This window comes from Micromonospora sp. NPDC000316 (assembly GCF_042898885.1).
In the GTDB taxonomy this organism is placed as follows: domain Bacteria; phylum Actinomycetota; class Actinomycetes; order Mycobacteriales; family Micromonosporaceae; genus Micromonospora.
The window spans coordinates 1-25577 of the sequence record NZ_JBIAZG010000021.1; the positions used below are offsets into that span (position 1 = coordinate 1).

The 25577-nt window shown below is 72.0% G+C and carries 27 protein-coding genes and 1 pseudogene; 8 read left to right on the forward strand and 20 right to left on the reverse strand.

The window, feature by feature from the left end:
* Nucleotides 1–180 precede the first annotated feature (180 nt).
* Nucleotides 181–447, forward strand: coding sequence for a hypothetical protein (locus ACFY2Q_RS27145; RefSeq protein WP_387134976.1), 267 nt, complete (start codon nucleotides 181–183; stop codon nucleotides 445–447).
* 175 nt (nucleotides 448–622) lie between these two features.
* Here the strand turns inward: ACFY2Q_RS27145 and ACFY2Q_RS27150 are convergent, their stop codons facing one another.
* Entirely contained in the window at nucleotides 623–1168 is a 546-nt protein-coding gene (locus tag ACFY2Q_RS27150; protein ID WP_387134979.1) for a hypothetical protein, read from the reverse strand.
* Nucleotides 1169–1307: 139 nt separating this feature from the next.
* Here ACFY2Q_RS27150 and ACFY2Q_RS27155 point away from each other — a divergent pair, with 139 nt between their 5' ends.
* Nucleotides 1308–1649, forward strand: coding sequence for a hypothetical protein (locus ACFY2Q_RS27155; protein WP_387134982.1), 342 nt, complete (start codon nucleotides 1308–1310; stop codon nucleotides 1647–1649).
* Between the two features lie 31 nt (nucleotides 1650–1680).
* Here the strand turns inward: ACFY2Q_RS27155 and ACFY2Q_RS27160 are convergent, their stop codons facing one another.
* The 4 genes from ACFY2Q_RS27160 to ACFY2Q_RS27175 form a co-directional block, all read right to left on the reverse strand.
* Nucleotides 1681–2148: a ribose-5-phosphate isomerase gene (locus ACFY2Q_RS27160; protein ID WP_387134984.1), complete on the reverse strand. Its 468-nt coding sequence runs from the start codon at nucleotides 2146–2148 to the stop codon at nucleotides 1681–1683.
* A gap of 64 nt (nucleotides 2149–2212) precedes the next feature.
* A complete protein-coding gene (locus ACFY2Q_RS27165; RefSeq protein ID WP_387134986.1) occupies nucleotides 2213–3436 on the reverse strand; it encodes a DUF1015 family protein in 1224 nt (407 codons plus the stop codon).
* 92 nt (nucleotides 3437–3528) lie between these two features.
* Nucleotides 3529–4260 (reverse strand): hypothetical protein, encoded by a 732-nt coding sequence (locus tag ACFY2Q_RS27170; RefSeq protein WP_387134989.1) that lies wholly within the window; start codon nucleotides 4258–4260, stop codon nucleotides 3529–3531.
* Nucleotides 4261–4438: 178 nt separating this feature from the next.
* On the reverse strand, nucleotides 4439–5065 hold the full coding sequence (locus ACFY2Q_RS27175; RefSeq protein WP_387134992.1) for a disulfide bond formation protein DsbA: 627 nt from the start codon (nucleotides 5063–5065) through the stop codon (nucleotides 4439–4441).
* A gap of 220 nt (nucleotides 5066–5285) precedes the next feature.
* Here ACFY2Q_RS27175 and pepN point away from each other — a divergent pair, with 220 nt between their 5' ends.
* Complete coding sequence (gene pepN, locus ACFY2Q_RS27180; RefSeq protein WP_387134994.1) at nucleotides 5286–7832, forward strand: aminopeptidase N; 2547 nt, start codon at nucleotides 5286–5288, stop codon at nucleotides 7830–7832.
* A gap of 83 nt (nucleotides 7833–7915) precedes the next feature.
* The gene (locus tag ACFY2Q_RS27185; protein ID WP_387134996.1) at nucleotides 7916–8479 is read left to right on the forward strand and encodes a Uma2 family endonuclease; all 564 of its coding nucleotides are present in this window, start codon (nucleotides 7916–7918) and stop codon (nucleotides 8477–8479) included.
* A 69-nt stretch (nucleotides 8480–8548) separates the two neighbouring features.
* Here ACFY2Q_RS27185 and ACFY2Q_RS27190 read toward each other — a convergent pair whose 3' ends face one another.
* The 14 genes and pseudogenes from ACFY2Q_RS27190 to ACFY2Q_RS27255 all read right to left on the reverse strand — a co-directional run bounded on the left by ACFY2Q_RS27190 (nucleotide 8549) and on the right by ACFY2Q_RS27255 (nucleotide 21602).
* Entirely contained in the window at nucleotides 8549–8956 is a 408-nt protein-coding gene (locus ACFY2Q_RS27190) for a DUF5130 family protein (protein ID WP_387134998.1), read from the reverse strand.
* The gene (locus ACFY2Q_RS27195; RefSeq protein ID WP_387135098.1) at nucleotides 8943–9239 is read right to left on the reverse strand and encodes a hypothetical protein; all 297 of its coding nucleotides are present in this window, start codon (nucleotides 9237–9239) and stop codon (nucleotides 8943–8945) included. The genes ACFY2Q_RS27190 and ACFY2Q_RS27195 overlap by 14 nt, the downstream gene beginning before the upstream one ends.
* A gap of 72 nt (nucleotides 9240–9311) precedes the next feature.
* Nucleotides 9312–10778 (reverse strand): amidase, encoded by a 1467-nt coding sequence (locus tag ACFY2Q_RS27200; protein ID WP_387135001.1) that lies wholly within the window; start codon nucleotides 10776–10778, stop codon nucleotides 9312–9314.
* A gap of 133 nt (nucleotides 10779–10911) precedes the next feature.
* Complete coding sequence (locus ACFY2Q_RS27205) at nucleotides 10912–11913, reverse strand: amidohydrolase family protein (protein ID WP_387135003.1); 1002 nt, start codon at nucleotides 11911–11913, stop codon at nucleotides 10912–10914.
* Entirely contained in the window at nucleotides 11913–12437 is a 525-nt protein-coding gene (locus ACFY2Q_RS27210) for a 3-hydroxyanthranilate 3,4-dioxygenase (RefSeq protein WP_387135005.1), read from the reverse strand. Before ACFY2Q_RS27210 ends, ACFY2Q_RS27205 begins: the two co-directional genes overlap by 1 nt.
* Nucleotides 12434–12856, reverse strand: coding sequence for a RidA family protein (locus ACFY2Q_RS27215; protein ID WP_387135007.1), 423 nt, complete (start codon nucleotides 12854–12856; stop codon nucleotides 12434–12436). The genes ACFY2Q_RS27210 and ACFY2Q_RS27215 overlap by 4 nt, the downstream gene beginning before the upstream one ends.
* Nucleotides 12853–13626 (reverse strand): 2-keto-4-pentenoate hydratase, encoded by a 774-nt coding sequence (locus ACFY2Q_RS27220; protein ID WP_387135009.1) that lies wholly within the window; start codon nucleotides 13624–13626, stop codon nucleotides 12853–12855. Before ACFY2Q_RS27220 ends, ACFY2Q_RS27215 begins: the two co-directional genes overlap by 4 nt.
* Before the next feature lie 125 nt (nucleotides 13627–13751).
* Nucleotides 13752–14795, reverse strand: a pseudogene (dmpG, locus tag ACFY2Q_RS27225) (4-hydroxy-2-oxovalerate aldolase); the annotation flags it as partial.
* Complete coding sequence (locus ACFY2Q_RS27230) at nucleotides 14792–15727, reverse strand: acetaldehyde dehydrogenase (acetylating) (RefSeq protein WP_387135011.1); 936 nt, start codon at nucleotides 15725–15727, stop codon at nucleotides 14792–14794. The pseudogene dmpG and the gene ACFY2Q_RS27230, both read right to left, overlap by 4 nt.
* Nucleotides 15724–16521, reverse strand: coding sequence for a 2-keto-4-pentenoate hydratase (locus ACFY2Q_RS27235; RefSeq protein ID WP_387135013.1), 798 nt, complete (start codon nucleotides 16519–16521; stop codon nucleotides 15724–15726). Before ACFY2Q_RS27235 ends, ACFY2Q_RS27230 begins: the two co-directional genes overlap by 4 nt.
* A gap of 22 nt (nucleotides 16522–16543) precedes the next feature.
* Entirely contained in the window at nucleotides 16544–18025 is a 1482-nt protein-coding gene (locus tag ACFY2Q_RS27240) for a 2-hydroxymuconic semialdehyde dehydrogenase (protein WP_387135101.1), read from the reverse strand.
* 23 nt (nucleotides 18026–18048) lie between these two features.
* A complete protein-coding gene (locus ACFY2Q_RS27245) occupies nucleotides 18049–19386 on the reverse strand; it encodes an FAD-dependent oxidoreductase (protein ID WP_387135016.1) in 1338 nt (445 codons plus the stop codon).
* The gene (gene kynU / locus ACFY2Q_RS27250; protein ID WP_387135018.1) at nucleotides 19383–20678 is read right to left on the reverse strand and encodes a kynureninase; all 1296 of its coding nucleotides are present in this window, start codon (nucleotides 20676–20678) and stop codon (nucleotides 19383–19385) included. The genes ACFY2Q_RS27245 and kynU overlap by 4 nt, the downstream gene beginning before the upstream one ends.
* Nucleotides 20679–20699: 21 nt before the next feature.
* Nucleotides 20700–21602 carry a tryptophan 2,3-dioxygenase gene (locus ACFY2Q_RS27255; protein WP_387135020.1) on the reverse strand — a complete coding sequence of 301 codons (903 nt, stop codon included), beginning with the start codon at nucleotides 21600–21602 and terminating at the stop codon, nucleotides 20700–20702.
* A 144-nt stretch (nucleotides 21603–21746) separates the two neighbouring features.
* Here ACFY2Q_RS27255 and ACFY2Q_RS27260 point away from each other — a divergent pair, with 144 nt between their 5' ends.
* The 3 genes from ACFY2Q_RS27260 to ACFY2Q_RS27270 all read left to right on the forward strand — a co-directional run bounded on the left by ACFY2Q_RS27260 (nucleotide 21747) and on the right by ACFY2Q_RS27270 (nucleotide 23676).
* Nucleotides 21747–22211 (forward strand): Lrp/AsnC family transcriptional regulator, encoded by a 465-nt coding sequence (locus ACFY2Q_RS27260; protein ID WP_387135023.1) that lies wholly within the window; start codon nucleotides 21747–21749, stop codon nucleotides 22209–22211.
* Nucleotides 22212–22353: 142 nt separating this feature from the next.
* Complete coding sequence (locus tag ACFY2Q_RS27265; RefSeq protein ID WP_387135103.1) at nucleotides 22354–22827, forward strand: hypothetical protein; 474 nt, start codon at nucleotides 22354–22356, stop codon at nucleotides 22825–22827.
* A gap of 75 nt (nucleotides 22828–22902) precedes the next feature.
* Nucleotides 22903–23676, forward strand: a complete 774-nt coding sequence (locus ACFY2Q_RS27270; protein ID WP_387135106.1) for a class F sortase — start codon at nucleotides 22903–22905, stop codon at nucleotides 23674–23676.
* A 25-nt stretch (nucleotides 23677–23701) separates the two neighbouring features.
* Here the strand turns inward: ACFY2Q_RS27270 and ACFY2Q_RS27275 are convergent, their stop codons facing one another.
* Nucleotides 23702–24238, reverse strand: a complete 537-nt coding sequence (locus ACFY2Q_RS27275; RefSeq protein WP_053653125.1) for an HNH endonuclease — start codon at nucleotides 24236–24238, stop codon at nucleotides 23702–23704.
* Nucleotides 24239–24505: 267 nt separating this feature from the next.
* Between ACFY2Q_RS27275 and ACFY2Q_RS27280 the strand changes: the two genes are divergently transcribed.
* Complete coding sequence (locus ACFY2Q_RS27280; protein WP_387135109.1) at nucleotides 24506–25564, forward strand: mechanosensitive ion channel family protein; 1059 nt, start codon at nucleotides 24506–24508, stop codon at nucleotides 25562–25564.
* Nucleotides 25565–25577 lie beyond the last annotated feature (13 nt).

Genomic DNA, 25577 nt, shown 5'->3' on the forward strand with positions numbered 1-25577 from the left:
CGGCCTAGCCCCTGGGGGGGGGGGGGGGGCGGGTGGTGGGGGGGGGGGGGGCCGCGCCCCCCCCCCCCCCCCCCGCGGGGGGGGGTTTTTTTGGGGGGGGGCCGCCCCCCCGCCCGCCCCCCCCACCACCTGATGCATTTCGGCTGTTTCCAGCCGGTTGGCACCGGGTAGGGCGTCTTCATGGACACGAAAAGCACTGCACACCTGATCGGTGGCCCTCGGGACGGCAGCACCCACGACACCGGTGGGAACGCCCTCGTGGAAATCGAGATCGACGGCATGATGCACCGCTACATCCAGACCACAAAGCACCACGACGACGGCGGGCCGCTCTACAACTACGACGGGATGGTCGCGCCCGACGGCGGCGAGCCCGGCGTCGAGGACCCGGCTGCCCGGGTCGCCTCACCGCGCGCCGATGCCGAGGGGCACGGCGGCAGCCACTGAGCGCCGCGCCCGCGGCACCGGCGGCACCAATCGGACCGGCCGGCCACGGATGAACCGTGGCCGGCCGGGTAAGCAGCGGCCTTGCCTGGTGGGGACACGGCCGGCGTCGCGGGGTGCCGCGACGCCGACGCGCGGGCGGGCGGCGAAGGCCGGCCCGCCCGGGCGTACGCCGGGGTCAGTTCGTGGAGATCCAGTTCCAGGCCGAGACGACCCACTCGGTCTGCTGGAGCCAGGCCACGCCGAGACCGACGAGGAAGACCGCGGTCGCCAGGTGCGCACCGCGCGCGGTGCGCCGGACCCGCCCGAGCTGCCGCTCCAGCACCATCCGGCCGATCAACCGGGACAGCGCGAACAGACCCACCGCGACCAGCAGGCTCAGCACCAGCACGAGCAGCGGGCCGGACAGGTCACCCTGACCGGAGAGCGCCCAGATCCCCCAGCAGACGAACGCGAAGAGACCCGCCGCGGCACTCCACTCGCCGCCGCGACGCAACTGCGCCAACCGCCAGCTCAACGGCCGGCGCGGCGCGGGCTCACCCGGCCAGCCCGTCCCGGTCGGCTCCGGCTCGACGACCGGGAACGGCACGGTCTGCGGGTTTCGCGGCTGGCCTACCGGCGCCACACCACGGCGGAACCCGTCCCGCTGTGGCGGCACACCGACGCCCGCCTGCGGTGGGACCTCCACGGTTCGCTCCGCCCACGGCTGCGTCTGGTCTGCCATCTCGTCCTCCCCCTGACCGGCGGCACCACCACCGCCTGAACCCGAGGGTAGCCAGCCGGCAAATCGGTCGCCGAGCCCCGTAGGGCGCGGACCGGCACCATGGTGTCGGATCCCACCCCTGTCGGGGTACGGTCGGCTGATGGGTGACCCGGACCGACGCCGGCGACGGCTGCGCCACCACGCGGACCCCGACCCGGCCGGTCGAGGTTCCGACGGCTCGACGGTCAGCACGGCCGGTGTGCACGACGGCGTGGATCCGCCGCCGCGGCGGCGCACCGGCGGCGGTGACGAACGCGACGGCGAGCGGGGCCTGCGCGGGCTTGTCGGCTCCGGCTCGTCCCAGGTGGGGCTGAGCGCCGCGCTGCGCGCCCGCGACGCGGCCCGGCCCACCGAGGACGACTTGGCCGAGGCGGAGGCCCGGGTGGTCGTCGTCCGGCGCAACTGGGTGCCCCGCGAAGACCTGCCCCGCCCGCCGCGCTGACCCCGCCGCGAGGACGGTCAGCGCCGCAGAGTCAGGGCAGGTCGGGCAGCTGCCGGGTCAGCTCGTACGCGGAGACCTGATCGATCCGGCGGGCGTGCCGCTCGTTGCCGGAGAACGGCGTGTTCAGGAACGCCTCGACGATGCCTGTGGCCTCGTCCAGGGTGTGCTGACGGGCACCGACCGCGACCACGTTCGCGTCGTTGTGCTGACGGGCCAACTGAGCCGTCTCGACGCTCCAGGCCAGCGCGGCGCGTACCCCGGCGATCTTGTTGGCGGCGATCTGCTCACCGTTGCCGGACCCGCCGATGACCACTCCCAGGGCGGACTCGTCGGCCACCACCCGGTCGCCGGTGTGCAGGCAGAACGTCGGGTAGTCGTCGTCGGGGTCGTAGTTGTGCGGACCGACGTCGACCACGTCGTACCCCTGCTTGGCCAAGTGATTGGCCAGGTGCACCTTCAACTCGAAACCGGCGTGATCGGATCCCAGGTAGACGCGCATACGGGGCAGTCTGTCAGGCCGCGCTCTCCGACGCCGCAGGGGCGGCGTCGGAGAGCCGGGTTCGTCACACGGGCGGGCGAAGGACCGCCCAGTGCGGCAGCTCGGCGACCACCAGGCCGCCGCGCGCCTTCGGGGTGAACCAGGTGCTCTTGCGGGGCATCTTCTCCCGGGCCAGGTTCACCGCGACGAAGTCCGCAACGGTCACCGGCGCGATCAGGATGGCCAGCTCGGCCCGCCCGGCGTCGACCTCCCCGGTCAGCCAGCTGGCCGGGTAGTCACCGCCCACGTATGTGATCCGCTTGTCGCCCGGCTCCAGCCCCAGCGCGTCGCGCAGCAGCAGTCGCTCGACCTGGGCGTGGTCCAGGTTCTCCAGCCGGTCGGCGGCGGTGGCGGGCAGCCGCACCGCGTACCCCTGGTTGGCAAGCCGGAGGTGGACGGTGCCGCCGGCCGCCGGGACGTCGACCGGGCCGTCGATCGGCTCGACCTGCGCGCCGGCGGCGCGCAGCCGGTCGAGCAGCTCGCCGGGAGTGGTGGTCAGTTCGCTGACCAGCCGGTTGTAGGGCTGGATGGCCACCGACGCGGGCGTGGTCACCACGGCCAGGAAGCGCGGCAGCCCTCCGGTCTGGGCGGCCAGGCTGCGGTGGTTTCCGTCGGCGACGACAAGTTCGCCGCCGCCTGCGAGGGCGGTGAGTGCGTCCTGCTCCGGCCCGGGGCCGAGCAGCCAGATGGCGTGGGTGCGCCCCGCCTGGTCGGTGTCCGTCGCGGCGGGCACGCCGGCCGCGTCGGTCGCCGCCGCGAGCGCGGCGTGCAGCTCGTCGCCGGTGCCGGTCTGCAACAGGAGTACGGGTGAGAGCAGGTGGCCGAGCGCCTCGGCCAACGCGACCCGCTCACGCACCTTCGCGATGAAAACGTCCTCGTTGCGGATGACCAGGCCCGGCTCGTCGGCCCGGGTGGAGATCTGGTCGGTGTCCACCATCGCGAACAGCCCGTACGCGGCGGCCTCGCCGGGGGCACTGATCCGGTAGAGCACCACCACCTGCTCGGCGGGGGTGTAGCTGCCGTCGGCCTTGGCCTCGGTGAGGCGGGCCACCGAGTCCGGCAGCGCGTCGAGGAAGGACTTCCCCAGGCTCTCCGGCGCCCGGTGCGGCATTTCGATGCCGAGGGCACTGTGCGGATTCTCCTCGATGATCGAGGTGATCTCCGCGTCGTCAGCGAACTCGTCATAGTTTTGCGCGCCGGTGCCGCCAGTGGTGATCCAGGCCCGGGCGATCGGATGCACGACCGTCATGCCCACTGACGCTACCGGCGGTGACGACGCCGCCGACGGGGGACCCGCGCGGCGTCCACCAGATGAATGTGCCAGGGCCGGAGGGCCGACGGTCAGCCGGCGCGCCCGGAGGTGCCGTTGTGGCGACGGTGCCGGCCGGCGACGGACGGCCCGCCGTTCCCCCGCCGGCCGTTCCCGACGGGTCCGCTCGTCGCGCTGCGGCGGGGCGTCGCGGGCGGCCCGGGCACCGGGCGCGGCTCGGGCGGCGGCCCCGGAACCGGCCGTGGGTTGAGCGGCGGCGTCGGTACGGGACGCGGGTTGGCGGGCGCCGGCGGGGGCGGGGCGGGCTCGGCCGGCGCGGCTGCCACGACGGGCTCGCCGCTACCCGGCATCGAGCCGTCAGCCGGCATCGACCCGTCAGCCGGCGCCCCGACGGGCGCGACCATGGCTGGGGTGAGCTCGGCCGGCACCGCCGGACGCTCGGCCGGCACGGGGTCGGCCGCCGACGTCAGCGGCCCGACCGACGCGGTGCCGGCCAGCGGCGTGAGCGCGGCCCCATCCGGCCCGACCGACGCGGTGCCGGCCAGGAGCGTGAGCGCGGGTTTGGCCGGCACGGCCGACCCGGTGCCGGTCGGCGGCGTGGGCGGGGTCAGGCGGGAGGTGACCGGCACGCGGGCCACGCCTACCACGATAGGTGGCGCGAGCAGGTCCACGAGGTGGGCGGGAAGGTCGGGGCGGACCGTCGGCCAGCGGGAGTCGTCGACCGACCAGTACGCCGCGCCGGGAGTCTCGATCACCCCCTGCCGGGTCAACTGATCGTCACCGGACGCACGGTGCTTCGCCATCGGGATGCCTCCACGAGCTGCGGGCGGCCCTGCGGGTCGCTGCGGCGGACACCGAGGGAAACGACGCCGCCCGCCCACCGGTGACGCCGTGACCGCGAGGCGTACCCGCTGCCCGACACCGACGCGCCCCCGCCCGGGCCTTCGAAGGGGTGCCCGGGCGGGGGCGGTCGGTCGTGGATCAGTCGAAGACCGGGCCCTGCTCGCGGGTGCGCTTGAGCTCATAGAAGCCGGGGGTGCCGGCGACAAGCAACACGCCGTCCCAGAGCCGACCGGCAGCCTCGCCCTTCGGGGCCGGCGTGATCACCGGGCCGAAGAACGCGACAGGAGTGCCGTCCGGGCCGGGCGCGTGGATGACAGGGGTGCCCACGTCCTGGCCGACCGGGCGCATGCCGGCCTCGTGGCTGGCCCGCAGCGCCTCGTCGTAGTCGGTGCTGTCGGCGGCCGCCGCCAGCGCCGGGTCCAGGCCGGCGTCGGTGAGCGCGGCGACGTACAGCGCCTGACCCCGATCCTCCTTGCCGAGGTGGATTCGGGTGCCGAGCGCGGTGTAGAGCGGGCGCAGGGCATCGGTGCCGTACCGCTGCTCGGCGGCGATGCAGATCCGCACCGGGCCCCAGGCGGTCTTCAGGAAATCCTTGTAGCCCTCGGGCAACTCGTCCCGGCCCTCGTTGAGCACGGCCAGGCTCATCACGTGGAAACGGATGTCCACATCACGGACCTGCTCGACCTCCAGCAGCCAGCGGGACGTGATCCACGCCCACGGGCAAGCCGGGTCGAACCACATGTCTGCAGTGACACGATCGGTCACGGTGAGGTCCCTTCATTGCAGTGGCGCCAGGTGTGCGGCGCGCACTCCCGATCCTCACCCCACGGCCCGTCGACCGGCACCCGAATGAGAGCGTGACCTCGGCCACCGCGGGCTGTCCGTACGTGGAAGACTCGGGTCCGGGCCGACGCCACGAGCGGTCGGCAGACGGGCGCCGCCGGGCGTACGGCGAGATGTGGGATGGAGACGAACAGTGCCGGGAGTGCGCAACCTGACGCAGGTCGAGGCGACCGAGCGGGCCCGCCTGCTCGACGTGACCGGGTACGACATCAGTCTGGATCTGTCAACCGCCGTGCTGGCGGCCGACGGCCGCACCTTCCGGTCGACGACCGAGGTCCGGTTCGGCTGCACCGAGCCGGGCGCGAGCACGTTCATCGAGGTGGCCGCCGAGTCGGTGCGCTCCGCCACGCTCAACGGCGCCGCTGTCGACCTGTCCGACTGGTCGGCCGAGAAGGGTCTGACGCTGTCCGGCCTGGCCAGCGAGAACGTCCTGGTGGTCGACGCGGACTTCGCCTACTCCAACAGCGGTCAGGGCCTGCACCGCACGGTCGACCCAGTGGACGGCGAGACATACCTCTACAGCCAGTTCGAGACGGCCGACGCGCAGAAGGTGTTCGCCTGCTTCGACCAGCCCGACCTGAAGAGCGTCTACACCTGGCACGCCACAGTGCCCGCGCACTGGCGCGCAATCTCCAACATGCCCGTGGAGCGCGAGGAGCCGGCGGGTGAAGGGCTCAAGACGCTGCACTTCCCCGAGTCGGCCCGCATGAGCACCTACATCACGGCGATGTGCGCCGGGCCGTACCACGAGGTGCGCGACACCCACGACGGCATCGACCTGGGGTTGTTCTGCCGGGCGTCGATGTCGCAGTACCTGGACTCCGACGACCTGTTGCTGATCACCAAGCAGGGCTTCGACTTCTTCCACGAGAAGTTCGGCGTGCGCTACCCGCTGCCGAAGTACGACCAGCTCTGGGTGCCCGACTTCAACGCCGGCGCGATGGAGAACTTCGGCTGCGTCACGCACGCCGAGTCGCACTACATCTTCCGCTCGCAGGTCACCGACTTCGAGTACGAGCAGCGGGCCAACACGATCCTGCACGAGATGGCCCACATGTGGTTCGGTGACCTGGTCACCATGCGCTGGTGGAACGACCTGTGGCTCAACGAGTCGTTCGCGGAATGGGCCAGCCACTGGTGCAACACCCACGCCACCCGGTTCACCGAGGCGTGGACGACGTTCCTGTCCATCCGCAAGAACTGGGGCTACCGGCAGGACCAGCTCTCCTCCACCCACCCGGTCTACACCGAGATGCCGGACATGGAGGCCGTCGAGGTCAACTTCGACGGCATCACGTACGCCAAGGGGGCGAGCGTCCTCAAGCAGCTCGTCGCGTACGTCGGTGAGGAGCCGTTCGTGGCGGGGCTGCGGGCCTACTTCGCCAAGTACGCGTGGGGCAACGCCACATTCGACGACCTGCTCACCGAGTTGGAGGCGGCCTCGGGGCGGGAGCTGCGCAAGTTCGCCGCGCAGTGGCTGGAGACCGCGCAGGTCAACACGCTGCGGCCGGAGGTGACGATCGGCGCGGACGGCACGTACGAGCAGGTGGTGGTCCGGCAGGAGGCGCCGGCGGCGTACCCGACGCTGCGGACGCACCGGATCGGCGTGGGCCTGTACGACCTGACCGACGGGCGGCTGGTCCGCCGCGAGCGGTACGAGATCGACGTGACAGGCGAGCGGACCGACCTCGCCGAGCTGCGGGGCGTTCGGGCCGCCGACGTGCTGCTGCTCAACGACGACGACCTGAGCTACACCAAGCTGCGCCTCGACGACCGTTCGATGGCGACAGTGGTGCAGCACATCGGCGGCTTCGACTCGTCGCTTGCCCGCGCGCTGTGCTGGACCGCCGCATGGGACATGACACGTGACGCCGAGCTGGCGACCCGCGACTACGTGGCGCTGGTGCTGGCCGGGCTGCCCGCCGAAACCGACATCAACCTGGTCACCGCCACCCTGCGTCAGGCCACCACCGCGCTCACCCTCTACGCCGACCCGGCCTGGGCGCCGATCGGCTGGGCAGGCCTTGCGCGTGCGGCGAAGGACGCGCTCGCCGCAGCCGAGCCGGGCAGCGGCTTCCAGCTGGCCTGGGCTCGGGCGTACGCCTCGGCGGCCCGGTCCGACGAGGACCTGGCCACGCTGCGCGGCTGGCTGGACGGCTCCGGCGCGCCTGCCGGCCTGACCGTGGACACCGAGCTGCGCTGGACGGTGCTCGGCGCGCTGGTGGCCAACGGCGCGGCCAGCCCGGCCGAAATCGAGGCGGAGCTGGCAAGTGACCGCACTGCCAGCGGCGAGCGGGAGGCCGCCTACGCGCACGCGCTGGTGCCGACCGCGGCCAACAAGGCTGCCGTCTGGGAGCTGCTGACCGGCCCGGAAGCGCTGCCGAACTGGCGGCACCGGGCGCTGTTGCAGGGCTTCGCCCACCCGGCGCAGGTGGAACTGGTCGCCCCGTACCGGGAGCGGTACTTCGCGGTGGTCGGCCAGGTGTGGGCCACCCGGGACAGCGAGCCGGCGCAGGAGTTCGCGCAGCTGGCGTACCCGACGTACCTGGTCGACGACGACACGGTGACGGCCACCGACGCGTGGCTGGCGCAGGACGGGCACCCCGCCCCGCTGCGCCGGCTGGTCGCCGAGGGCCGCGACGGTGTGGTGCGGGCGCTCAAGGCCCGCGCGAAGGACGCCCAGGCCTGACCTGCCACTACCGGCCCGGGGCCGGCGTGGGTGTGAGCCCGCGCCGGCCCCGGGCGTTATCGTGACGGGAGGAGGTGGACGTGATGGCGCAGCCGACCTACCAGTGGCAGCCGCCGGAGCGGGGCTGGCGTGAGCAGGACCTGTTCGGTCTGCCCGCAGACGGCAATCGTTACGAGATCATCGACGGGAGCCTGCACGTGACCCCTCCGGCCGGCCCCGAGCACCACGAGCTGGCGGACGAGATCCGGATGGCGCTGCGCCAGGCGGCGCCCATCGACTGGCGGGTGATCCGGGAGATCGGGGTGCGGGTGCCCGGCGGCAATCTGATCCCCGATCTGACGGTGTTGCGACCAGGTGCACCGCGCGAGCGGATGTGGGCCGAACCGGTGGACATCGCGCTCGTCCTGGAAGTCGAGTCGGCCGGCAGCCGCCGGCATGACAGGTTCACCAAGCCGGCGCTCTATGCCGAGGCGGGCATCGCCCACTACTGGCGTGTGGAACGGGGTGACTTCGGCCCGGTGGTCTACCGCTACCGGCTCGGCAAGGACGACCATTACGAGCTGCTGGGCACGGTAGGCCCGGACGACCCGGTGACCGTGGACGAGCCGTGGGAGATGCGGCTCGCGCCATCTGCCTGGCCGCGCTGAGACAACCCGGACAGATCGAAGCCCGGCCCGCTGGAAAGCGGGCCGGGCTTCGTCGTGAAGAAGGGTGCGTCAGCCCTTGCCGGCGTGGCTGGCGAGCTGGTCGAGGCCGTTGATGATGCCGCCGGCCAGGTCGCCGCCGCTGAACGCGCCGACCATGGAGAGCGCGGCCAGCTTGGCGTACGTGTCGGGGATGCGCTTGCGGGCGTGCCGCCCGGTGACGATCTCCAACTGGCGCTGGTTGGGCGACACCGCGATCAGCACCGACCGGTCAGGGTTGGCGAGCTGGCGGTGCAGGCGCTGGGCGTGCTCGCGGATCGGCTCGTCGAGACCGCCGACGAAGATCGAGAAGACGAGCCCGGTGCCCTGGTCGGCCAGGCGCAGGGCCTCGTCGATGCGCAGCAGCTGGCGGGTCGAGAACGGCCCGTCCAGCACCTCGGGCGGGTTTGCCGTCTCGGTCTGCTTCTCACCAACGGTCACTTGCGCCTCCGGTTCCACCGGCCGGCGCCTGGACGCTGGCCTGCTCAAGCTTGTGGCTGGTCAGGGCGGGTGCCTGCGCGCCCGCCGCCAGCAGGGTGCCGGCCGAGTCGGCCAGCTGCCCCGGGCGGCCAAGGAACCAGACCGGAGTGAAGTCGAATGGTCGGCCCGGCCGGTAGCGCTTGGCGCCACCAGGACCGCCGGTGCTATCGCCACGGCTTCCGGCGTACGCAAGACCGGCGATCACCAACACCGCGACCACCGGGATGCCGACGAAGACCAGCAACGTCTCGGTAACAGACAATCCCAACGCCCCCAGGCGGAAGAAGGACCTCGAACAACCGGGTCGGATGGACGATCACGATGGCGACCGACCGATTCCGTCGCCATTCACGTTAGCGGAGTCGACCGCCCGCCAGATTGCGGGGTGGCGATCCCACCAGTCACTGGCGTGCTCCAGTTGCGCAGCTGTCGCGATGAGTCGCGCGTCGTCGCCGTACCGGCCGGTGAGCAGCACCCCGACGGGCAGCCCGTCGGCGGCCGTCGTGCCCACCGGCAGGGACACCGAGGGGTCGCCTGTGACGTTGAAAATAGCGCAGTAGGGCGAGAATCGCCGTTGCCTGTCGAAGTCGGCCGCCGGGTCACCGTCGGCCGTGAACCAGCCGACGGGCGCCTGCGGGGCGGTGAGGGTGGGGCAGAGCAGCAGGTCGCAGTCAGCGGTGCGACGGGCGCCGAGGCGGACCTGCGCCTGCAACTCGCCGAGGGTGCCGGCGAGTTCACCGGCGGAGATCTCGGCGCCTCGTGCCCGCAGCAGCCGGGTCAGTGGCAGCAGCTCCGCCTCGCGCTGCGGGTGCACCGGGGAGAGCGCCAGGACGTACCAGATGGTCTCGAACAGCGGCCACGCCTCGGGCCCGAGCGGCGGTGGCACGTCGACCACCTCGTGGCCGGCGGCGGTGAGCAGCGCGGCGGCCCGGTCGACGGCGGCCACGCAGTCGGGGTGCACGGGCTCGTCGGCGAGCATCGGCGTGGTGAAGCGGCCGATCCGCAGCCGGCCGGGCTCGGCCCGGCGGGCGACGGCCAGGTATCCCCCGGGCGGGGCGGGCGGCGGCAGGTAGGGCTCGCCGGGCACCGGCACGGCCATGACGTCGAGCAGCGCGGCGACGTCGGTGACGGTCCGTCCGAGCGGCCCGCTTGTGGGCAGGCCGAACGCGCCGGAGCCGAGCGGCCCGCCGGACACCACGCCGCGACTGGGCTTGTAGCCGACCAGGCCGCAGAGCGACGCGGGGATTCGCAGCGAGCCGCCGCCGTCGGAGCCCTGGGCGACCGGGACCAGCCCGGCCGCCACCGCCGCCGCGGCGCCGCCGCTGGACCCACCGGCGGTGTACGCAAGCTGCCACGGGTTGCGGGCCGGCGGCGCGACGAGACCCTCGGAGTAGAGCGAGCAGCCCAGCTCCGAGGTGGTCGTCTTGCCGAGGCTGACCAGGCCGGCGGCCTTGATGAACCGGACCACGTCGGCGTCGACGGGCGGCACGAAGTCGGCGAAGGCGGCCGAGCCGAAGGTGGTGCGGATCCCGGCGGTGAGGGTGAGGTCCTTGATCGCGGTGGGTACGCCGTGCAGCGGGCCACGCCTCTGCGCGGGCGCGGCGTCGGCGGCGCGGGCGGCCTCCCGGGCCAGCTCCGGTGTGACAGTGACGAAGGCGCCCACGGTGTCGCCGATGGCCGCCACCCGGTGCAGGTAGTGCTCGACCAACTCGACGCTGGACAGTTCGCCGCGCGCGATGGCGGCAGCCTGTTCCAACGCGGTCAGGTCGTGCATATCGGTCATCACGTCATCCTGCCGGCCGTCAGCACCCGGCGCACTCGACACTCGGGCCGCCGACGAAACAGATCTTGGACAGTTTCCGTCCGCCCCGAACGGAAACTGTCCAAAATCTGCTCGCGCCCGGCGGGGCGGGCAATCAGCCGTGCAGGAAGCGCCGGGCGTTGGCGGACAGCAGCTTGTGGCGCTCGTCGTCGGTGAGGAAGTCGGCGTCGCGGACCACCGCGCCGGCCGGGCGCTCGCCCAGCGGGTACGGGTAGTCGCTGCCGACGAGCACCCGGTCGGCCCCCATGGTGTCGACAAGCAACCGCAGCGCCGGAGGCGCGAAGACCACCGAGTCGACGGAGAAGCGGTCGACGTAGCTGCTGGGCGGGCCGGCGGACGCACCACGGACCAGGTCCCCACGCCGGTGCCAGGCGTTGTCGGCGCGACCCAGCCAGAACGGGAAGCTGCCGCCGCCGTGCGCGAAGCAGATCCGCAGCGTGTCCGGCACGCGGTCGAAGACGCCGCCGAGGATCATCGCCAGCACCGACAGGTGCGTCTCGGCGGGCATGCCGGTGAGCCAGCGGGCCATCCACCGGTCCAGCCGAGGGCTGCCCGGCATGTCCCACGGATGGACGAAGACCGGCGCGCCCACCTCGGCGCAGTGTTGCAGGAAGGTGACCACGCCGGCGTCGTCCAGGTCGCGGTCACCGACGTGGTTGCCGATCTCCACGCCGACGTGCCCGGCGGCCAGGGAACGGTCCAGTTCGGCGCAGGCGGCGTCCGGGTCCTGCAACGGCACCTGACAGAACGGCACGAGCCGGTCGCCACCGGCCGCGGTGACCTCCAGGGTCAGGTCGTTGAAGATCCGGGCGACCTTCACCGCCTGGTCGGCGGGGCGGTCGTAGCTGAAGAACACAGGCGTCGGCGAGACCACCTGCACGTCCACGCCATCGGCGTCCATGTCGGCCAGCCGCCGCGACGCGTCCCAGCACTCGGCGCCGATCGGGCGGAACTCCGTCTCCCCCACCATGATCATCGCCGCGCGTTCGGAGTCGACCCGCAGCCACGGCCAGCCGGACCCGCCGCACGCCGCGCCGAGGTCCGGCCAGCCCTTCGGTACGACGTGCGTGTGCACGTCGACGATGCCTGCCGCCATCAGCCCTTGCCCGGGTGCAGGGTGCCGCAGTTGGCGCAGGTACGAGCCTGCTCGTCGGCATAGAACGCCTGGAACACGGGCGGCAGGTCGGCCGCGATGTCGCGGACCTGCAACTCCACCTCGTGCACCTTGTGCCCGCACTCCGGGCAGTACCACTGGAACTTCTCCAGGGTGCCGTCCTCACGGATCCGCTCGACGACCACACCTATCGAGCCGGCCTCGGGCCGCTGCGGCGAGTGCGGGGTGTTACGCGGCAACATCCACATCTGCCCCTCGCGCACGTGCACCGTACGCGGACCCTCCGGGGTCATCAGGTTGATGTGCATGTTGCCCTTGACCTGGTAGAAGAACTCCTCGTACGGGTCGACGTGGAAGTCGGTGCGCTGGTTGGGCCCGCCCACCACCATCACGATGAAGTCGTCCCCGCCGGGGAACATCTCCTTGTTGCCCACCGGCGGCTTCAACAGGTGCTTGTTGTCCGCGATCCAACCCGGAAAGCTGAACGGTTCGGCGATCTCACTCACGACTGACCTCCGGAGGGGAGAAGGGCCACGGCCTGGATTTCGATGAGCAGGTGCGGGTGGGGCAACTGGTGCACCGCCACAGTCGTTCGGGTCGGCCCCGACGCGTCGAAGAACTCCGCCCACACCTCGTTGTAGCCACCGAAGTCATTCATGTTGACCAGGTACGACGTCATCTGCACCAGGTCGGAGAGGTCCGCACCGACCGAGCGCAGCAGGTCCCGGATGTTCTCGATGACCGCTCGCGTCTGTGCCCGGATGTCGAGGTTCGTGGTGCCGAGTTCGTCGACCGACACACCGACGAATGTGTTGTCCGGCCGCCGTGACGACGTACCCGAGACGAAGACGAAGCCGCCCGCGACCTTGACGTGCGGGAACGCGCCGCGTGGCACGGCCTTGCCGGCCACCACCCGCGCGGTCACTCGGACGCTCGCAGGGAGGCGGTGCCGAGCTTCTCGACGACGGCACGGACGTGGGCGCCGGGGCGCAGCGGAACAGCCGCGGTGGCGGCGCCGGCCAGGAACACCCAACCGGATTCCAGGCGTACGCCGTGCCGGCCGGCCAGCCGGATGCCCTCGTCGAGAGCCCGACGCGGGTCGCCGAGGATCGCCGCCGTCGAGCCGACCTGCGCCACCCGGCCGTCGACCTCCAGCAGCACGCCGAGGTTGTCCAACCCGGCCGGCACCGGCGACCACGGCCCGATCACGAACGCGGCGGCCGAGGTGTTGTCGGCGATCACGTCCGGCAGCGAGAAGCGGAAGTCGGCGTACCGGGAGTCGATCAGCTCGATGGCCGGGGCGACCGCGCGGACCGCGCTGGCGAAGTCACCGACCGGCTCGCCCGGCTCGGGCAGCCGGTCCAGCAGGAACGCCACCTCCGGTTCGACCCGGGGGTGGATGTACGCGGTCGGGTCGACGACCCCGCCGTCGGGCACCCGCATCGCGTCGGTGAGCCGTCCCCAGATCACCTCGTCCACGCCGACCTGGGCCATCTTCGCCCGGCTGGTCAGCCCCATCTTCAGCCCGATGAGCCGCTCGCCGCGATCCAGCCGCCGCTGCACGAGCGCGGCCTGCACGCCGTACGCGGTCGGCACGTCCAGGCCCACCTCGGCGGCGAGCTGCGGGATCGCCGTGGCGGTGTCGGCGGCCTCGCCGAGCTTCGCCGCGACGCCCAGGGTGTCCACGCCGATCATGCTGCATCATCCTTCGTTCGCGACTGCGGGGCTCGCAAACCCGGCTCACTCCTCGCGCTCACAGGCTCATCCTTCGTTCGCGACTGCGGGGCTCGCAAACCCGGCTCGCTCCTCACGCCAGCGGACTCACCAGCGAGGTCGAGTGCCACATCCACGATCATGTCCTCCTGGCCGCCGACCATCCGACGGCGACCCAACTCGACAAGGATCGACCGGACGTCGACGCCGTACCGCTGCGAAGCTCGCTCGGCGTGCCGGAGGAAGCTGGAGTAGACCCCCGCGTATCCCAGCGAGAGCGTCTCCCGGTCCACCTGGACCGGCCGATCCTGAATAGGGCGGACGAGGTCGTCCGCGGCGTCCATCAGTGCGAACACGTCGCAGCCGTGCTTCCAGCCGTGCAGTTCGGCGACCGCCACGAAGACCTCGAGCGGCGCGTTGCCGGCGCCCGCGCCCATGCCGGCGAGGGAGGCGTCGACACGGACGGTCCGGCCGGATGGTGAGCCGAGTGGCCCGTCCCCGAGGATCCGGCCGTGCTCGACGGCGAGCACGCTGTTTGCCACGCCGAGGGACAGGTTGTGGTGGGCGTGGATGCCGATCTGCGTCTCCGGCTCAAGCACCTGCCGGTACGCGTCGACCCGCTGCGCCACGTCGGACATCAGCAGCCGACCGCCGGAGTCGGTGACGTAGACGCAGTGCGCCCCGTACGACTCCATGAGCTTGGCCTGCCCGGCCAGCCCCGCCGGGTCGAACATGTGCGACATCATCAGGAACCCGGCCACGTCCATGCCGTTCTCCCGTGCCCAGGAGATGTGCTGGGCGGAGATGTCCGCCTCGGTGCAGTGGGTGGCGATCCGCACGCTTGTCACCCCGAGCGCCTTGGCGGCCTTCAGGTCGGCGATCGTGCCGATGCCTGGCAGCAGCAGGGTGGTCAGCTTCGCAGTGGTAAGCACCTCGGCGGCTGCCGAGATCCAGTCGGCGTCGCTTGCCGCGCCGTGCCCGTAGTTGACGCTGGACCCGGCGAGCCCGTCGCCGTGCGCCACCTCGATCGCGGCCACCCCTGCGGCGTCGAGCGCGGCGGCGATCGTGCGCACCTGGTCGACCGTGTACTGGTGGGCGACGGCGTGCATGCCGTCGCGCAGCGTCACGTCCTGGATGTAGAGGTCGGTCATCGCGCAGCCACCTCCGAGGAGCGCAGGGCCACCAGCCGCTCGGCGGTGCGCAGCGCGGCGGACGTCATGATGTCGAGGTTTCCGGCGTACGCCGGCAGGTAGTGCCCGGCGCCGGAGACCTCCAGGAAGACCGACACCTGCAGGGCGGTGAGTTCCCGCCCGAGCGTCGGCACGTACGTCCGCACCCGCTCGAACTGCACGTCCTGCTTGAGGCGATAGCCGGGGACGTACTCCTGGACCGTCGCCACCATGTCCGCGACGGACGCGGCGATGGCGGCGGTGTCGGCGTCGGCGTCCGGGCAGAGGCAGTAGACGGTGTCCCGCATCAGCAGCGGCGGGTCCGCCGGGTTCAGCACGATGATCGCCTTGCCCCGCTCGGCGCCGCCGACCACCTCGATGGCGCGGGCCGTGGTCTCGGTGAACTCGTCGATGTTGGCCCGGGTGCCCGGCCCCGCCGACTTCGACGCGATCGACGCGACGATCTCGCCGTACGCCACGGGGGTGATCCGCCGGACGGCGGCGACGATCGGCACTGTCGCCTGCCCGCCGCAGGTCACCATGTTGACGTTCGGCTCGTGCAGGTGCTCGTCCAGGTTGACAGGCGGCACCACGTACGGGCCGATGGCGGCCGGGGTCAGGTCGACAACAGTCCGGCCGTGCGCCCGCAGCACCTCGTCGTGGTGGCGGTGCGCGCCGGCCGAGGTGGCGTCGAAGACCAGCTCGACGTCGGCGAACTCGGGCATCGCGACGAGCCCGTCGACGCCTTCGGCGGTGGTGGCGACGCCGAGCCGGCGAGCCCGGGCCAGGCCGTCGGAGTTCGGGTCGATGCCGGCCATCGCCACGATCCGCAGCTTGTCGCTGAGCCGCAACACCTTGATCATCAGGTCGGTGCCGATGTTTCCGGAACCGAGCACCGCCACGCCGACGCTCATGCCGAGCCCTCCTTGCTGAAACAGGTCCGCACCGAACCGAGCCCGGAGATCCGCGCCTCGTACGCGGCTCCCGGGGTGACCGGCACCATCGGGCCGAGCGCCCCGGAGAGCACCACGTCCCCGGCGCGCAGCGGGTCACCGGCACGGGCGAGGGTGCCGGCCAGCCAGTGCAGGGCGTGCAGCGGGTTCCCCAGGCAGGCGGCGCCCGCGCCCACCGACACCGGCTCACCTGCCTGCTCCAGCACCATCCCGCACAGCCGCAGGTCGACGTCGGCGAGCCGACGCGGCGTGGTGCCGAGCACGAAGAGCCCGCTGGAGGCGTTGTCGGCGACGGTGTCCACGATGGAGATGTCCCAGGCGGCGATCCGCGAGTCGACGATCTCGATGGCCGGCAGCAGATAGTCGACGGCGTGGATCAGATCGGCCGTGGTGATCTGCGGGTTCACCAGGTCCTTGTCGAGCACGAACGCGATCTCCGCCTCGACCCGCGGCTGGAGCAGCCGGTCGATGGGCACCTCGACGCCGTCGCCGACCGCCATCGCGTCGGTGAGCACGCCGAAGTCCGGCTGGAACACCCCGAAGGCTTCCTGCACGACCCGGGAGGTCAACCCGATCTTCGCGCCGACCCGGCGTTCGCCGCGCCCCTGCCAGGCTCGCGCCTGGAGTTGCTGCACGCGGTACGCCGACTCGACGTCCCCCTCCGGCAGCAGCCGGCCGCGCAGTGGCGGGCACGGCTTGCCGGTGTCGCGGGCCTCGTCCAGCTCCCGGTTCGCGGCCTCGATGTCAGCTTTCATGCCCGCTCCTCGCTGCGCCGCATCACGACAGATCCACGCAGACGTTTGTGAGTTCGGAATAGAAGTTCAGCGAGTGCACGCCGCCCTCGCGGCCGATGCCGGACGCCTTCACCCCGCCGAACGGGGTGCGCAGGTCCCGCAGGAACCACGTGTTGACCCAGACGATGCCGGCGTCCAGCCGGGCACCGGCGCGGTGGGTCACGCCCACGTCCCGGGTCCACACCGTGGCTGCCAGGCCGTACTCGGTGCCGTTGGCCAGCGCGTACGCCTCCTCCTCGGTGTCGAACGGCGCGACGTGCACCACCGGACCGAAGATCTCCTCGCGGTTGGTGCGGGCGCCCGGGCCGAGGCCGGTGAGCACCGTCGGCTGCACGTACGACCCGCCGTCGCGGGCGTCACCGAAGGTGGGCGCGCCGCCGCCGGTGAGCACCTCGGCGCCCTCGGCGCGGGCCAGGTCGTAGTGACTCAGCACCTTGGCTCGGTGCTGCCGAGAGATCAGCGGCATGGTGGCCGTGGCCTCGTCGGTGGGCCAGCCGTACGCCAGCTCGCCGGCCCGCTTGGCGAGCCGTGCCGTGAACTCCTCGAAGACCGGCCGCTGCACGTAGATGCGTTCGGTGCAGAGGCACACCTGCCCGCCGTTGGTGAAGCTGGAGCGCACCGAACCGGCCACCGCGGCGTCCAGGTCGGCGTCGGCGAAGACCAGGCCGGCGTTCTTGCCGCCCAACTCGAAGCTCACCGCCTTCACGCCGTCGGCGGCGGCCCGCATGATGGCCCCGCCGGTGGCCGACTCGCCGGTGAAGGTGATCGCGTCGACACCTGGGTGGCGGGTGAGGAACTCTCCCGCCGAGTCCGGCCCGAAGCCGTGCACCAGGTTGAACACCCCGGCCGGTACGCCGGCGGCGGCCATCACCTCGGCGAGCACCGTCGCCGAGGCGGGCGTCTCCTCGCTGGGCTTGACGATGACCGCGTTGCCGCAGGCGAGCGCCGGGGCCACCTTCCAGGTGAGCAGCAGCAGCGGCAGGTTCCACGGCACGATGACCGCGACCACGCCGACCGGCTTGCGGACCGCGTAGTTGAGCGCCCGGCCGCCGGTCGGGGTGACAGTGGTGAACGACTCGGTGGGTGCGGTCGCCACGATCTCCGCGAACGCCCGGAAGTTCGCCGCGCCGCGCGGAATGTCAAGCGTGCGGGCCTGGGCGATGGACTTGCCGGTGTCGGCGACCTCGGCGGTGACCAGATCGTCGAAGCGACGCTCCAGCTCGTCGGCGACCCGACGCAGCACCTCCGCGCGTTCCCGCTCCCCCATCCGGCCCCACGGGCCGCGCAGCGCCGCCCGGGCGGCGGCGACCGCGTCGTCGACAGTGGACCGCGATGCCTCGTCGACCTCGAAGACCGGCTCGCCGGTCACCGGGCTGACCTTTGTGAACGCCGACCCGCCGTCGACGAACTCGCCGTCGACGAAGTTGCGCAGCCGCGGTGGCCCGGCCGGCGCGCGGCCGGTCATCAGCTCGGGATCCCAGTGGCCGGTCATCCGCGCCGTCCTCGACCGAGCGCCGTGCCGACCGCGCCGGCCAGCAGGAACGCGACACCACCGGCGAGCGCGCCGAGCACCAGGTGCTGCCGCCGGACCCGGCGGCGCACCTCGGCGTACGGGGTGGTGGAGAAGGACACCAGCTCGTACTGGGAGACGTACCGGCCGGGCAGTGCCCGCTCCAGCGCGTGCTCCACCCGACGGCTCAGCTGGAAGACCGGCGAGGAGACCTTGTCGCGCATCTCCACGAAGTTGGTGAGCGCCATCCTCGCGATGGCCTCGGCGTTCTCCTGTCGCCGCTGCTGCAACAGCGGCAGCGCCTCCGACCACTCGTCGGCGCACTCGTCGAGGCAGCGGTCCAGTTCGACGATGTCCTCGAAGGCGCAGTTGGCGCCCTGCCCGTAGAACGGCACGATCGCGTGCGCCGCGTCGCCAAGCAGGCCGACGGTGCCGTTCACCTGCCAGGGTGCGCAGCGGACCGTGCCGAGCACACCTACCGGGTTGTGCTCGTAGTCGTCCACGAGGGTCGGGGCCAGCGGCACCACGTCCGGGTAGTGCTTGGCGAAGTAGTGCTCGATGGCTGCCGGATTGTCCAGGGCCGCGAAGCTGCCGACGCCCTCGTTGGGCCAGAACAGCGTGCAGGTGAAGGAGCGGTCCGGGTTCGGCAGGGCGATCATCATCGAGGTGCCACGCGGCCAGATGTGCAGCGCGTCCGGGTCCAGGGCGAAGTCCCCACCGAGCGGTGGGATCGTCAGCTCCTTGTAGCCGTAGTCGAGGAGGTCCACGTCCTCGGTGAGCAGCCCGTCGGCGAGCAACTGCCCGCGTACGGCGGAGCCCGCCCCGTCGGCGCCAAGCACCACCGACGCCTTGGCGGCGACCGGGCCCTGCGGCGTCTCGAAGCTCATACTGCCGTCGGTCGGGTCGAGCCCGACGAGACGGTGGTCGAAGACGATCCGTACACCTGGCAGTGCGGCGGCCGCGTCCAGCAAGGCGTTGTTCAGCGCGCCCCGGCTGATCGAGTTGATCGCCCGGTCGCCGGCCGCGCTGTACGACTGGAACTGCGGCTCCCCCTCGACCGGGTGGATCATCCGGCCGCGCATCGGCAACGCGTCGGCCATCACCTGCTCGTCGAGGCCGATCCGGCGCAGCGCGTCGAGGCCACGCTCGGAGAGCGCCAGGTTGATCGAGCGTCCCCGTTCGGCAGTGCCGTTACGCGGGTCGGGCCGGCGCTCGTACAGGGCAACCGGGTAGCCGCGCCGGGCCAGGAAGCAGGCGGCGAGGCTGCCGGCCAGCCCGGCACCGATGATCGCGATCTCGTCGCGCTGGGAGGTCATGAGGGCTGACCCTTCGTCGAGGACGGACCGACCGTCGCGGCGAGCGCGGCTGCGGCCCGCCAGCAGTCGTGGTACGTGGAGTAGAGCGGCACCGGGGCGAACCGGATGACGTCCGGTTCGCGGGCGTCGGCGATGACGCCGTGCTCGTGGCGCAGCCGCTTGGTCAGCTCGGCGGCGTTGCCGGCTTCGACCCGTACGGAGAGTTGGCTGCCCCGGCGGGCCGGGTCACGCGGGGTGATGACCCGTAGCGGCCGGTCGGCGGTGACCTCGTCGAACAGGCGCTCCAGCCAGCCGGTGAGCCGCAGGCTGCGCTCGCGCAGCGCCGGCATGCCGACGGAGTCGAACAGCTCCAGCGAGGTGCGCACCGGGCCCATCGCGAAGATCGGCGGGTTGGAGATCTGCCAGGCGTCGGCGGTGGCCGGCGGCCGGGACACCGGGGTCATCTCGAAGCGGGTGGCCGCCGCGGTGCTCCACCAACCCTCGAAGCGCTGCAGGTCGGGGTCGCCGAGGTGCCGCTCGTGCACGAACACGCCACCCAGCGCGCCCGGCCCGGAGTTCAGGTACTTGTAGGAGCACCAGGCGGCGAAGTCGACGCCCCAGTCGTGCAGGGCCAGCGGCACGTTGCCGGCGGCGTGCGCCAGGTCCCAGCCGACCACCGCGCCGGCTGCCCGCCCGGCGGCGGTGATCGCCGGGATGTCCATCAGCTCGCCGGTGAGGTAGTTGACGCCGCCGAGCATCAGCAGCGCCACGGTGTGGCCCTCGCGGGCCAGGAAGTCCAGGACGTCCTCGGTGCCGAGGGCGTCGGTGCCGGGACGCGGCTTCAGCCGTACGACAGTGGTGTCCGGGTCGAGGCCGTGGAAGCGGGCCTGGCTGCGCACCGCGTAGCTGTCCGACGGGAACGCGGTGTCCTCGATGACGATGCGGGTGCGCTCCCCCGCCGGGCGGTAGAAGCTGACCATCAGCAGGTGCAGGTTGACCGTGAGGGAGTTCATCACCACGGTCTCCGCGGGCCGGGCGCCGACCAGTCGGGCGGCCGGGGCCGTCAACAGCTCGTGGTACGGCAGCCAGGCCCGTCCCGCCTCCACGTGACCCTCGACGCCGAGCCGCGCCCAGTCGTCCAGGTCGGCGAGGAGTTCGTCGCGGGTCGCGCGTGGTTGCAGGCCGAGCGAGTTGCCCGCCAGATACGCCGACTCGGGGTGGTCGCCGCCGTCGGCGGGCGGTACGTGAAAGAGGTGCCGGTGGCCCGGGTCGGCCTCGTCGAGGCGGCGGGCTTCACTTTCGAGGTTGTGCACAGGGGTGTCTCCGCTCTCAGGTCACATCGCGGTACGGGCCGACCACAGCTCGGGGAAGACCACCCGAGCCATGCTGCGCTGCAGCCACGCCAGGCCGGCCGAGCCACCGCTGCCGACCTTGGCGCCCATGGTCCGCTGCACCGCCTTCACGTGGTTCCACCGCCAGTCGCCGAACTCCTCGGCGACGCCGCTCAGCGCCTCACCGAGCAGCCGCAGCTGGTTGTCCGGGCCGCCGTCGACGTAGATCCGCACCCAGGCGGCCTCGACCGCCGGCTGCGGGTCGTGCTCGACAGCCACGTCCCGGTTCAGCAGGTCGGCGGGGATGTCGAAGCCCTGCCGGGCGAGCAGCGCCACCACGTCGTCCCAGAGGCTCGGGGCGGCAAGCGCAGCGGTCAGCGAGGCGTGCACCTCGGCCTGCCGGCGGAACGGTCGGATCAGCGCCGGGTCACGCAGACCGAGCAGGAACTCCAACTGCCGGTACATCGCCGACTGGAAGCCGGAGCCCTCACCGAGCAGGTTGCGGAACCTGTTGAAGTCGGCAGGGGTCATCCAGCGCAGACCCTTCCAGGAGGCGTTGAGCCCCTCCAGGTGCAGGGTGGCGCGGCGCAGCGGGGCCAGGGCGTCCGAGATCCGGTCGTCGCGCAGCAGGCGCTGGGCCTCGCGCAGTTCGTGGCAGGTCAGCCCGAAGTACAGCTCCATGATCTGACTGACCATGAGGAAGGACATCTCGCCGGGGTCGTCACTGAGTGGCTGCTGCAACTTGTGCAGCGCGCTGGCCCGCACGTACGCGTCGTAGGGCACCAGCTCGGCGAACTCAAGCGTCGGCTCACCGCCGTTGCGCGCAGCTCGTGCGGCCCGCTGCCGCGGGGTCACCGGTCGTACCGTGACGCCGCCGTTCGGCGCCCGCCGCTCCGTCTGATCCACCAGTCGTCTCCCTCCGGATGTGCCGACATCATGATCTCGCGGTGGGAACGGCAGATGGAATGCCTGATCAACGGCTCTTGCCGGCCTGTGGCGGCCAACCCAAGGCAGGTGGGCGAATCTGCTTCACGAAAGTAAAGTCGCAGCGTGGACGACATGGACTGGGCGCTGCTGCGCGAGCTGCAGGCCGACGCGAGACTCTCTTTCAGCGAGCTGTCGCGGCGGGTGCACCTGTCCCCACCAGCGGTTGCCGAGCGGGTCCGCCGGCTCGAAGAGAGCGGTGTGATCACCGGCTACCACGCCCACGTCGACCTGACACGGGCCGGCCGCACGGTTGTCGCGCTGATCCGTATGTCCTGTTATGGGGCACGCTGCATCCTGCACGACCCGGACGTGGCCGGCTGGCCCGAGATCCTGGAGATCCACCGCATCACCGGGGACGCGTGCAGCATGCTCCGGGTCGCCGCCGGCTCCATCGGTGACTTCGAGGCGGTCATCGACCGGCTCGCCCCGTACGGCCAGCCATCGAGCACGATGGTCCTGTCGTCCCCGCTGGACTGGCAGCCGATCACCCCACTCCCGCCCGCCCGCCCTGCGGCCCAGCGCCGCTGACCCTGCTCGTTCGCGGGTTTGCCTCCGGGCCAGGGGGAACTCAGCGGCGTGCCCAGGGGAGGGTTCCGGCGGTAGTCGCCGGGAGGGGGAAATCATGCAGGGTCTTCGCACGATCAACCGCGCGCTCTCGGCCGCACTGACACTGTTGGGGCTGGTCGGAGCGATCGTCCTGTTGTCGGTCGCGCCGGCACGGGCCGGTGAGAACACATTCGTCGAGGTGACGCCGAACAGCGTCCAGGCCGGCAGCCGGGTCACCGTCCGGGCGAGCTGCGACAACAACAACGACCGGCAGGCCAACGTGCACTCCGACGCGTTCGGGCACGTGATGCTCAGGCCGGACAACGGCTTCCTCAAGGGGGAGGTCACCGTGCCGGCCAACAAACAACCCGGTGACTACCCGGTCGACCTCAAGTGCCAGAACAACCAGACGGCAACGACAATGCTCACCGTGCTGAACATGGCCTCGCCCAGCAAGGGCCCGGCGACCGGGGGCGGCGGCACGGCCGGCGGTCGGGGCACCGGCTCGATCCTGCTGCTCGGCGGCGCGGCACTTGTGGTCACCGCCGTCGTGCTGGGGATGGCGGGCGGACGGCGCCGGACCGGGGCCGGCTCCTGAGCCGGAGACGCCATGACCCGCAGATCCGCGCGTGCGCGGTCGGAGCGTCGTGCCCACGAGCGGGCCGGGACGGTGCTGCGCGCCTCCGGCCGGCTGGTGGTCCGGGCCTCGCGCCGGCTGCGCCGGGTCGCCGGCCAGGCGGTGTCCGCAAGCGTCGCCACCACCGACCCGGACGCCCGCCCGCTGCCGCCGAGCCGTCCGGCCGGCTCGCCGCTGGCGCGCCGCCGCTTCGACCCCGGGCCGGGTCTACCGGTCCTGGCCGTCGCCGCGTTGATGGTGCTGATCGTCGCGATGCTCGGCGTCGAGCAGGTCACCGGGATCAGTGTGCTGCCTGACAGTCTCAGCGCCGGCCTGCGGCCAGCGCCGAAGAAGTTCCCGGTGCTGTCGGCCAGCCGCCCGACGGGTCTCACCATCCAGACGATCGACCTGCGGGCGCCGGTGCACGACGTGGGCATCGCCTCCGACGGCACCATCGCCGTGCCGGACGCCGCCCGCGCCCAGGAGGCCGGCTGGTACGACCAGGGCCCCACCCCCGGCCAGTACGGCCCGGCGGTGATCGTCGGCCACGTGGACACCACGAGCGGGCCGGCCGTCTTCCATGAGCTGGGGGAACTGCGCTCCGGCGACGAGATCGAGGTGACCCGTTCCGACCACAGCGTGGCGGTCTTCGAGGTGGACTCGGTGGAGCGGTACGACAAGGACCGACTGCCGGTCGACGAGGTGTACGGCGACTTCAGCCGACCCGGCCTGCGACTGATCACGTGCGGCGGCCGCTGGGTGGGCGGGCAGACCGGCTACTCGGACAACGTCGTGGTCTTCGCGTCGCTGGTCAAGGCCCGTGATGGGTGACGGCCTGCGCTGCCGCGAGCCGGGCTCAGGCGGCTGCTTCGGGCTCCCGCAGGTCGAGCCAGTCGGCCCAGCGGGGATCGGGGGCACGGTGCCCGAGGACCCGCCAGGCGGTGCCTTTCGGAGCAGCCGGGAGCGCGTGCAGCCGCCAGCCCAACTCCGCAGGCGTCTTGTCACCCTTTGTGTGGTTGCACCGGGCACACGCGGCTACCACGTTCTCCCAGGCGTGCCGGCCGCCCCGGCTGCGGGGAAACACGTGGTCGATGGTCTCCGCAGGACCCCGGCAGTAGGCGCACCGCCAGCCGTCCCGGGCGAAGATCGCCCGCCGGGACAGACCCACGTGGGTGCGGTAGGGCACCCGAACAAAGCGCGTCAACCGGACCACGGACGGCACCGGGAGCGCGTCGCGGGCGCTGTGCAGGATGCCGTCACCGTCGGCAACACAGACCGCCTTTGCGGTCAGCACGAGGATCGCGGCGCGACGCACCGACACGACACACAGGGGCTCGTAGGTGGCGTTGAGGACAAGCGCGCCGGAGCCCACAGTGGGTCGTATGTCAGGCATCGCGCTCACCCTCCCGGTTCAGCGGCTGCTGCGAAGGGGCCGTCGACCGGGGCTGGGCACGATGGCCCGCACGGTCGACGCCCGTCCGATCACCGACGTCCGTTGCGCCAATAGTCCCTGATCGGACCCCGGATTGCACGTACTAATCCGGGGTCGGACATGAAGCTTTATCCCGCACCTGTCACGATGGCCGGTTCGGGCCGGTCCGGCCCCGCCCTCGGCGGCATCTCACCCGGCCGGTGGGTCGGCGGCGGGCGGCCGCGCCCGTTGCGGTACGAAGACACAGTGAGTGCCTCCAGCGTGATCCCCTTCGCCCTGTCCACCGTCGGATCGGTGAACTGTCAGGGCAGCTCCTCCTGCAAGTTCCTGTACAAGCTGACCGGGTCGGAGTGGTTCGCGGAGGGCAGCTACTGGATCCTGCTCAAGCCGCTGCGGGTGCTGCTGATCCTGGCGCTGGCGATGGTGGCCCGCTGGGCGCTGCACCGGACGATCGACCGGCTGGTCCGGACCACCACCGACGGCGCTGTGCCGACGATGCTGCGGCCACTGCGCGAGCGGGTGCCCACCGCCGCGGTCGACCCGGCCGAGTTCGTGCCCGAGCGACGCCGGCAACGGGCCGAGGCGATCGGGTCGGTGCTGCGCAGCCTGACCACCGCGTTCGTGTTCGGCATCGCGCTGCTGATGGTCCTGCGCGAGTTCAGCTTCGATCTCGCTCCGCTGCTGGCCAGTGCCGGCATCGCCGGTGTCGCGCTGGGCTTCGGCGCGCAGAGCCTGGTAAAGGACCTGATCGCCGGGCTCTTCATGCTCATCGAGGACCAGTACGGCGTGGGCGACAACGTCGACCTGGGCGAGGCGAGCGGTGTCGTGGAGTCGGTCGGGCTCCGGGTCACCACCGTCCGCGACGGCAGGGGCGTGCTCTGGTACATCCGCAATGGCGAGATCATCCGGGTGGGCAACAAGAGCCAGGGCTGGGCTCTGGTGGTGGTGGACCTGCCGATCGGCTTCAGCGGCACCGAGGAGGCCAGCGCCGTGCTGCGGACGGCCGCCGCCTCACTGGCGCTGGACCCGGAGCTGTCGCCGTCGATCGTGGAGGCGCCCGAGGTGCTGGGTGTCGAGCAGATGACTGTGGACGGCGCGGTGATCCGTACGGTGGTGAAGACGACTGCCGACGGCCAGTTCGCGGTGGGCCGGGAGCTGCGCCGCAGGTTGGCCGAGGCGCTGGAGAACTCGGGGATCACCGCGCAGATGGCCGCGTCCCGCATCTATCCCGGTGCGCCGAACCGCCAATTGCCCGAGGGTGAGACGGGTCAAGGCGGTGCCACCTGACCTCGGCGGTCCA

What these genes read in the sequence shown, in the direction of transcription:
- ACFY2Q_RS27205 (WP_387135003.1), bottom strand. Translation starts at nt 11,913, where the DNA reads ATGGCGGCAGGCATCGTCGACGTGCACACGCACGTCGTACCGAAGGGC.
- ACFY2Q_RS27150 (WP_387134979.1), bottom strand. Translation starts at nt 1,168, where the DNA reads ATGGCAGACCAGACGCAGCCGTGGGCGGAGCGAACCGTGGAGGTCCCA.
- ACFY2Q_RS27230 (WP_387135011.1), bottom strand. Translation starts at nt 15,727, where the DNA reads ATGAGCGTCGGCGTGGCGGTGCTCGGTTCCGGAAACATCGGCACCGAC.
- ACFY2Q_RS27185 (WP_387134996.1), top strand. Translation starts at nt 7,916, where the DNA reads ATGGCGCAGCCGACCTACCAGTGGCAGCCGCCGGAGCGGGGCTGGCGT.
- ACFY2Q_RS27235 (WP_387135013.1), bottom strand. Translation starts at nt 16,521, where the DNA reads ATGAAAGCTGACATCGAGGCCGCGAACCGGGAGCTGGACGAGGCCCGC.
- ACFY2Q_RS27240 (WP_387135101.1), bottom strand. Translation starts at nt 18,025, where the DNA reads ATGACCGGCCGCGCGCCGGCCGGGCCACCGCGGCTGCGCAACTTCGTC.
- ACFY2Q_RS27145 (WP_387134976.1), top strand. Translation starts at nt 181, where the DNA reads ATGGACACGAAAAGCACTGCACACCTGATCGGTGGCCCTCGGGACGGC.
- ACFY2Q_RS27165 (WP_387134986.1), bottom strand. Translation starts at nt 3,436, where the DNA reads ATGACGGTCGTGCATCCGATCGCCCGGGCCTGGATCACCACTGGCGGC.
- ACFY2Q_RS27160 (WP_387134984.1), bottom strand. Translation starts at nt 2,148, where the DNA reads ATGCGCGTCTACCTGGGATCCGATCACGCCGGTTTCGAGTTGAAGGTG.
- ACFY2Q_RS27220 (WP_387135009.1), bottom strand. Translation starts at nt 13,626, where the DNA reads ATGATCGGCGTGGACACCCTGGGCGTCGCGGCGAAGCTCGGCGAGGCC.
- ACFY2Q_RS27245 (WP_387135016.1), bottom strand. Translation starts at nt 19,386, where the DNA reads ATGACCTCCCAGCGCGACGAGATCGCGATCATCGGTGCCGGGCTGGCC.
- ACFY2Q_RS27170 (WP_387134989.1), bottom strand. Translation starts at nt 4,260, where the DNA reads ATGGCGAAGCACCGTGCGTCCGGTGACGATCAGTTGACCCGGCAGGGG.
- ACFY2Q_RS27155 (WP_387134982.1), top strand. Translation starts at nt 1,308, where the DNA reads ATGGGTGACCCGGACCGACGCCGGCGACGGCTGCGCCACCACGCGGAC.
- ACFY2Q_RS27200 (WP_387135001.1), bottom strand. Translation starts at nt 10,778, where the DNA reads ATGACCGATATGCACGACCTGACCGCGTTGGAACAGGCTGCCGCCATC.
- ACFY2Q_RS27275 (WP_053653125.1), bottom strand. Translation starts at nt 24,238, where the DNA reads ATGCCTGACATACGACCCACTGTGGGCTCCGGCGCGCTTGTCCTCAAC.